Below are 7,297 nucleotides of genomic sequence, written 5' to 3' on the forward strand. Positions count from 1 at the left end.
GGGCCGGGCAGCTCGCGGCAGGCCGCGCGCAGTTCGGTGTGGCCGGAGAGCGAGCGGGCGAAGACGGCCTCGGCGATGCCGGAGACCGGGGTGCCGAGGTCGAGTGCGGACTGCACGGTCCACCGGCCGGTGCCCTTCTGCTCGGCCCGGTCGGCGACGATGTCCACGAAGGGGCGGCCGGTGCCCGGGTCGGTGTGGCTCAGCACCTCGGCGGTGATCTGGATGAGGTAGGAGTCGAGCCGGCCCTGGTTCCAGGTGCCGAAGGTCTCGGCGATCTTCTCCGGCGGGTAGCCGGCGACCCTGCGCAGCAGGTCGTAGGCCTCGGCGATGAGCTGCATGTCGGCGTACTCGATGCCGTTGTGCACCATCTTGACGAAGTGCCCGGCGCCGTCCGGTCCGATGTGGGTGCAGCACGGCTCGCCGTCGACCTTGGCGGCGATGTCCTCCAGCAGCGGTCCGAGCGCCCGGTACGCCTCGGCCGAGCCGCCCGGCATGATGCTGGGCCCGTGCAGGGCGCCCTCCTCGCCGCCGGAGATCCCGCAGCCCACGAAGTGCAGCCCGCGCTCGCGCAGTGCGGCCTCCCGGCGCCGGGTGTCCTGGAAGTGGGCGTTCCCGCCGTCGATCAGCAGGTCGCCCTGGTCCAGCAGGGGCGCGAACTCGTCGATCACGGCGTCGGTGGGCTCGCCGGCCTTGACCATGATGACGATCCGGCGCGGTCGTTCCAGGGAGGCCACGAAGTCCTCGGCGCGCTCGGCGGGCACGAACTCGCCTTCGTGCCCGTGCTCCTCGACGAGTGCCTGGGTGCGCGCGTGGGTCCGGTTGTGCACGGCCACGGTGTGACCGTGCCGGGCGAAGTTCCGGGCGAGGTTGCTGCCCATGACGGCCAGGCCGGTGACGCCGATCTGCGCCGTGGGCCGGATGGCGGAGGTGTTGGCCATGTGCGGTGTTCCACTCCTGTCAGGTACGGCGAAGAGCTGTGCGAGGCGTCGGGGTCGGGGGCTGTGCCGGTCTCCTCATCTCGTTCCTCGGCGCGCGGCGGGCTTGCCCGTCATCGGCGTGCCGGAAGGCGGTGGCCGTGTGCCGATGGCCGGGAGACCGCCGCCTTCGCCGCTCACCCGAGCCTTCGCGCCTGCTGGTCCGGTGGTGGCGTCCGGGCGGGCTCCGGATCCGGCGCGGGCCGGCCCGCATCGGACCCGGTCGACGGTGGCGCCCGCGGGGTCCATGGCGCTCCGTCAGCGGGCCCGTTGCTGACTTCATGCTGGCTCAGCCGGCGGAAGTCAGCTACTCGTGCGCTCCCGGAGGGGTGCTGTGACGCCCCGGGGCCGTGCTGGACCGTGGGGGGCGGTGATGAGACGGAGGGTGGCAGGGGGCTGGTCCGAACGGTGCTGGCGCCCCGGCTCAGGCCGTGGGCGCGGCCCGATGGGTGTCGGGAGGGGGAGCCGGTAGGTGACCAGGAGCAGCAGCCCTGTCACCGCGAGGGCCGCCGCCACTCGGCCGTGCAGGATCAGCTGCGCGCCGGCGAAGGACGCGGGGAGCCATCGCCACCACCTCGGGCTGCCGGGGTCGGACAGCGGCGGCAGCCGCGCCCCGGCCGGCAGGGCTCACAGCGGCACCGGCCACCGCCCCGGCCAGCCAGGGACCAGACGGTGGCACCGGCCACCACGCCCCGGCCCGCCGCAGCTCAGACCGCGGCGCCGCCGAACTCGCTCATCGCGCGCTCGACGATCTCCTGCAACTGGGCGTGGTGGGCGCCGCGCCAGTACACCCGCTCACAGGCGGTGCACTGGGCGAAGACGTCGTAGGTGCGCTGGGTGCCGTGCTCCAGCCGCTCCCGCACTGCCTCCTTGTCGGCATCGGTGAGCAGGCCGTTGCAGGCGGTGCAGCGGGTCCACGGGGCCAGTGGGGGCGCGAAGCGGCCCAGTACGTCGCGGAGTTGCTCGTCGGGCCGGTCGCTGTAGACGAACGCGCCCGCCCAGATCTCCCGGCGCCGCAGCAGACCCCGGTCGCGGGAGAGCAGCACCCGGCGCTGGGCGGCCGACTGGCTGGCCAGCGCCGGGTCGCCGATGTCCTCGCTCTCGTAGGCCGCGTCCACGCCCAGCAGTCGCAGCCGCCGGGCCAGCGTGCCCAGGTGCACGTCGAGCAGGAAGCTGAGCGGCGCTCCGGGCACCCGCTGCGGGCGGTCGACGGCGCACACCTCGACGGTCTCACCCTGCCGGGGCACGTGGGACACCGGTGTCTCCCGGCCGTCCACCAGCAGTCGGCCGACCTCGGTGAGGGGTACGCCGAGCGACTCGACGACATGTCCGAGGGTGGACGACCCGTCGGTGGCCAGGGCTGTCCGCCCCGCCCGCCGCTCCGGGGCGGCGAGGGGGCGGATCTCGGGGGCGAAGCTGATGTGGATCTCCGGTCGGTTCACATGGTCAGCATGCCACCGCGGCGGCCGGCGCCGGGACGGATTTCCCGGTGGGCGGCTCAACCGCCGAGCGCGGCCAGACCCGCCTGCGCGTACTTCTCGTCCAGGTCGCCGCTGGGGGCGCCGGCCACGCCGATGCCCGCCACCGGGGCGCCCGCGGCCTTGGCCGGGACCCCGCCGGCCAGGAACAGGGTGCCCGGGATGTCCTTGAGGGTCGGTGCCTGCTCCAGGCGCTTGGTCAGCTCGGAGGTGGGGGCGTTCCAGGAGACGGCGGTGAACGCCTTGCGCTGCGCCGATTCGTAGGACTGCGGTCCCGCGCCGTCGCCGCGCAGGGTGACCAGGGTGGTGCCGTTGCGGTCCACCACCGCGACGGAGATCTTCTGCCCGTCCCGCTCCGCGGCGTCCAGGGTGGCCTGGGCGGCACGGGTGGCGGCGTCCACGGACAGATGGGTGGAGCGGACCAGGTCCTTGTCCTTCAGGTCGGCGCGGACCGGCGCGGCCTGGGCCGCGGAGGGTGCGGCGGTCGCCGAGACGGCGCCGAAGGTCGCGGCACCGGCCGCCGCGACGACGGCGGTGGCGGTCAGCACGCGGGCACGCGGGGACAGCTTCTTCATCAGGACTCCTCGATGGGCGGTGGCGGAGCGGGCGCTCCGTTCGCTGTGCCTCCCATCCTCGAAGCGGCGCGGGCCCGCGGGATCGGCGTTCCGGTCGGAGTGCCGGTGCGTGATGATGGAGGGCGGCATCAACCGATCGGTTGATGCGGGACGCTCCCGGCGCGGGTTAGGACTGCGGGGAGAGCCCCGGCGAGGAGATCATCGACGTGCACGACAGCGGCCCACTGGCAGCGGACCCCGACACCCGTCGGCTGGGATCCGTCATGCACGCGGCATTCTTTCTGCTGCTGGGTGCCTCCCTGGCGCGCTTCCTCATCCGGCATCCGGGCGACCCCCGTACCGCGTGGATCATCGTGCTGAGTGCCGCGCTCGCGGTGCTGTACGTCCTCGGTCCGGTCCTGGAGGTGCCCGCCGGACCGGGACCGGCCGACCGGGGCTCACCGCCGGAGCCGGCCCCGGGCGGTCCGGCCCGGGCCGCCGGCCTGCGGCGGGGTGCGGGGCGGCTGGCCGCGGGGGTCGCCGTCTGGGCGGTCCTGGTGCTGCTGGCGCCGAGCTTCGCCTGGTGCGCGGTGCCGTTCTTCTACTCGGGCCTGCGCACCCTGCCCGCCCGCGCGGCGGTCCCGCTGGTGGCCCTGCTCACCGCCCTGGTGGTGGCCGCGCAGCTGCGACTGGCCGGCGGTTTCGACCCCAATCTGGTGCTGGCCCCGCCGGCGGTCGCGGCCATCGCCACCGCCGTGTTCCTGCACATGGAGCGGCAGGCCGAGCGGCAGCGGGCACTGATCGGGGACCTGCTGCGCACCCGGCGCGAGCTGGCCGCCACCGAGCGCCGCGAGGGCACGCTGGCCGAGCGGCAGCGATTGGCCATGGAGATCCACGACACCCTGGCCCAGGGGCTGTCCAGCCAGCGCATGCTGCTCCAGGCCGCCGACCGCACCTGGGGGTCCGATCCGGAGGCCGCCCGCCGGCACGTCCACGCCGCCACCGAGATCACCGCCCGCAGCCTCGCCGAGGCGCGCCGCTTCGTCCACGACCTGGCCCCGGCCGACCTCGCCGGCGGGGTCCCGCTGCACGAGGCGCTGCGGGAGCTGGCGGCGCGGGAGAGCGGCCCCGGTCTCGCGGTGCGCTTCCACCTGGAAGGGGTACCCGCCCCGCTGCCGGGCCGGGTGCAGTCGGCGCTGCTGCGCATCGCCCAGGGGGCGCTTGCGAACATCCGCGAGCACTCCGGCGCCGCCACCGCCGCCCTCACCCTGACCCTGCTGGGCGACCAGGTGGTGCTGGACATCGCCGACGACGGGTGCGGTTTCCGGCCGGCCGCGCCGAGCGGGCCGGGCGCCGGCGCCGACCGCGGCCATGGCCTGCCGGCGATGCGGGCCCGGGTGGCGCAGCTGGGCGGCACCCTCACCATCGAGTCCGCGCCGGGCGAGGGCACCGTCCTGTCCGCCGCCATCCCCCTGGAGTCCGCCTGATGACCAGTCCTTCCGAAGACGGCGGACGCGCGCCGCTGCGCATCCTGCTCTGCGACGACCACGCGGTGGTACGGGCCGGGTTGCGGGCACTGCTCGGCAGCGCGCCGGACGTCGAGGTGGTCGGCGAGGCGGGGGACGGCGAGGAGGCGGTGGCGCTGGCCGCCGCGCTCCGTCCGGCGGTGGTGCTGATGGATCTCCAGCTGGGGGCCGGGATGACCGGGATCGAGGCCACCCGGCGCATCACCTCGGCCGGGCCCGGCGCCCCGCATGTCCTGGTCCTCACCACCTATGACACCGATGCCGACATCACCCGGGCCATCGAGGCGGGGGCGATCGGCTATCTGCTGAAGGCGGAGCGGCCGGAGGAGCTGTTCTCCGCCATCGAGGCGGCCGCCGCGGGGCGGACCGCGCTCTCGCCGCCGGTGGCCAGCCGGGTGATGGCCCAGATGCGCCGCCCCCGGCCCGCGCTCACCGAGCGGGAGCTGGACATCCTGGGGCAGCTCGCCCGCGGGCTGGGGAACCGCGACATCGCCCGCGCGCTGTTCATCAGCGAGGCCACCGTGAAGACCCATCTGGGCCGGATCTACGACAAGCTCGGCGTGGACACCCGGGCCGGTGCGGTGGCGGTGGCCAAGGAGCAGCGGTTGCTGCCCTGACTCCCCCGACCGGGCAGGAGGCGCTGCCGCCGGCAGGCTGCCGGTACCTGCGCTACCCCGCGCGCCCCGGGCGGGGTGCCCGGCTTCCGAGATGCCCGACCGGCGCCACCGGACGCCATCGGAACGCGTGGCGATCCGACGCCGGACGGGGGTGCCCGAGGAGCACTGCCACTCCCCCCGACCGGACGAGGCTTGCCGCCGTCGGGCGCGGCGGGCCGTGGGCTCGGCGCTATCCGATCCGGACGACATGGCGGTGTCCGAGGAGCACTCCGAGCCGTCGTCCGTCGGCCCAGTGGGCGTCGACGCTGACCGAACCGTCCGGGCGCGGGGCCACCCGGACCCGGGGGTACGGGGCGGCCGGGTGGTGCGCCGCCGTCGACCGGCCGGCCAGTCGGGCCAGGGCCACGAAGGCGTGGCAGGTCTCCGCGACCGTGCCGGTGAGCACGGGGCAGCGGGCGTCGGCGCCGTAGGCGGTCGCGCAGTGCTCCAGGGCCGCTGTCCGCTCGGCCGCGGGGAAGCCGTACACGGGCAGCAGCGCCGAGCGGGTGCCGAAGGACGGTGAGGTGGCCCAGCCGCTCAGCCGGACCCCGGTGCCCGGCCGGGCGCCGTGCACCAGGTGGGCCCGGATCTCCTCCGCGCCGTGCGCCAGGGTGACCGAGGTGACCGTGACCCCGGGCAGCGGGTCCCCGTCCCCGGTGCGTGGCCGGTGCGCGGAGGCGGCCCAGCCCGGACCGCTGCCCAGCGGTTCGATGGGACCGCGCATGGTGGTGCCGCCGTCGGTGATCAGCCCGAAGTGGTTGTCGGGCTCGGTGCCGGGCGGGGTGGGTCCGGTGCCGGTGGAGTAGGCGAAGCGCGCGTACAGGGGGTCGTCGGGGTGCACCGCCTGGTGCGGCTGGTTGTCGCTGCCGTGGTTGTGCAGCCGTACGATGCCGTCGCCGGCGGTGGACTGCAGCAGCCAGCCCGGCCCGGGGAGAGCGGTCACGGCGTCGCCCCGTTCCGCGGGCAGGGGCTCCTCGACGGCGGTCCACACCGGGTGCCCGGCGGGGAGCAGCAGACCCAGGAACCCCTTGGCCGCCCAGTACGGGGAGGCCGGGCCGGAGTAGGGCTGCGCCAGCGCCGGATACGGGCCGTGCCAGCCCAGCGAGAGCAGGCCGTCCGGCCCGGCGGCGCCCCGGTCCAGGAAGTAGCGCAGGGCTCCGGAGGCCAGTCGGCGGGTGGCGCCCGGGCTGAGCGGGGTGTGGCCGGTGAGCGCGCCCAGCCAGGGGGCCGCGGCGGCGGCGAACCGGTAGCTGAGTGAACGCCCCTGGTGCATCGGCGCGCCGTCCGCCCCGAACATCCGGGTGGCCCCCTCCAGGTGGGCGTGGAGCCGGGGGCCGTAGACCGCCAGGAGGCGCGGGTCGGCCGCCAGCCGGGCGTGCAGCACCGGATACAGGTGGAGGGCCCAGCCGTTGTAGTGGTCGAAGGCCCGGGGACGGCCGTCGGTGTACCAGCCGCCGCCCCGCCACCACCGCTCGATCCGTTCCAGTCCGCGGTCCACCGCCGCGCGGGCCGCCCGGACCTGGTCGGCGCTGCCCCCGGTCTCGGCGAGGAAGCCGCCGACGGTCAGCGGGAAGAGCCACCAGTTGTTGTCCCAGGGGTGCCGGTGCAGCGCCCCGGCCAGCCATGCGGCGGCGCGCTCCCGGACCCGGTCGTCCAGTCGGTCCCAGAGCCAGCGGCGGGTGAGCCGCAGGCCCAGGGCGATGCCGGCGGCCTCCACCATGGCCTGCCCGCGGTCGGTCACCAGGGGCCAGGACTCGGGGGTGTCCGCGGTGAGGTCCGGTTCGGCGACCGGGTGCGCGGTGCCGGCGGCCAGGCCTCGGGCGTAGCGGTCCAGCAGGCCGCCCGGGTCCCGGCCGTCGGCGCCCGCGATCCGCAGCGCGGCCAGCAGGAAGGTGCGGGCGTAGCCCTCCAGGCCGTCGGAGCGCGGTCCGGAGCTGCTGGCCCGGGCGCCGGGCAGCGGAATCAGGGCCTGCTCGGGGCTGGCGTACGGGCGGACGGCGGCCAGCAGGGCATCGGCGGCCGCCTCCCAGTGGCGGCGGGTGAGCCCGGTGTACGGGCTGAGCGCCCGGTCCTCCGGGAGGGGCGGCGCGGGTGGCACGGGGCGGGGAC

General features: G+C 75.9%; 6 protein-coding genes. 2 read left to right on the plus strand and 4 right to left on the minus strand.

Features of this window, described 5'->3' with window-relative positions; translation table 11 throughout:
* The 3 genes from gndA to E4099_RS26240 all read right to left on the minus strand — a co-directional run.
* Positions 1-920 (minus strand): NADP-dependent phosphogluconate dehydrogenase (gene gndA, locus E4099_RS26230; protein WP_135341601.1); only part of this gene is annotated, 920 nt, incomplete at its 3' end.
* 761 nt (positions 921-1,681) lie between these two features.
* Positions 1,682-2,416, minus strand: a complete 735-nt coding sequence (locus E4099_RS26235; RefSeq protein ID WP_135341597.1) for a Mut7-C RNAse domain-containing protein — start codon at positions 2,414-2,416, stop codon at positions 1,682-1,684.
* A gap of 56 nt (positions 2,417-2,472) precedes the next feature.
* Entirely contained in the window at positions 2,473-3,027 is a 555-nt protein-coding gene (locus tag E4099_RS26240; RefSeq protein ID WP_135341598.1) for a GlcG/HbpS family heme-binding protein, read from the minus strand.
* A gap of 263 nt (positions 3,028-3,290) precedes the next feature.
* On the opposite strand from E4099_RS26240, the gene E4099_RS26245 reads away from it, so the two are divergent.
* Both E4099_RS26245 and E4099_RS26250 read left to right on the plus strand, forming a co-directional pair.
* On the plus strand, positions 3,291-4,493 hold the full coding sequence (locus tag E4099_RS26245; RefSeq protein ID WP_135341599.1) for a sensor histidine kinase: 1,203 nt from the start codon (positions 3,291-3,293) through the stop codon (positions 4,491-4,493).
* Positions 4,493-5,149, plus strand: a complete 657-nt coding sequence (locus tag E4099_RS26250; protein WP_135341600.1) for a response regulator — start codon at positions 4,493-4,495, stop codon at positions 5,147-5,149. Before E4099_RS26245 ends, E4099_RS26250 begins: the two co-directional genes overlap by 1 nt.
* 229 nt (positions 5,150-5,378) lie before the next feature.
* Here E4099_RS26250 and E4099_RS26255 read toward each other — a convergent pair whose 3' ends face one another.
* The gene (locus E4099_RS26255; RefSeq protein ID WP_135341602.1) at positions 5,379-7,286 is read right to left on the minus strand and encodes a DUF2264 domain-containing protein; all 1,908 of its coding nucleotides are present in this window, start codon (positions 7,284-7,286) and stop codon (positions 5,379-5,381) included.
* Positions 7,287-7,297: the final 11 nt, after the last annotated feature.

Origin of the sequence: Streptomyces palmae (assembly GCF_004684805.1) — a bacterium.
GTDB classification, from domain to species: Bacteria; Actinomycetota; Actinomycetes; order Streptomycetales; family Streptomycetaceae; genus Streptomyces; species Streptomyces palmae.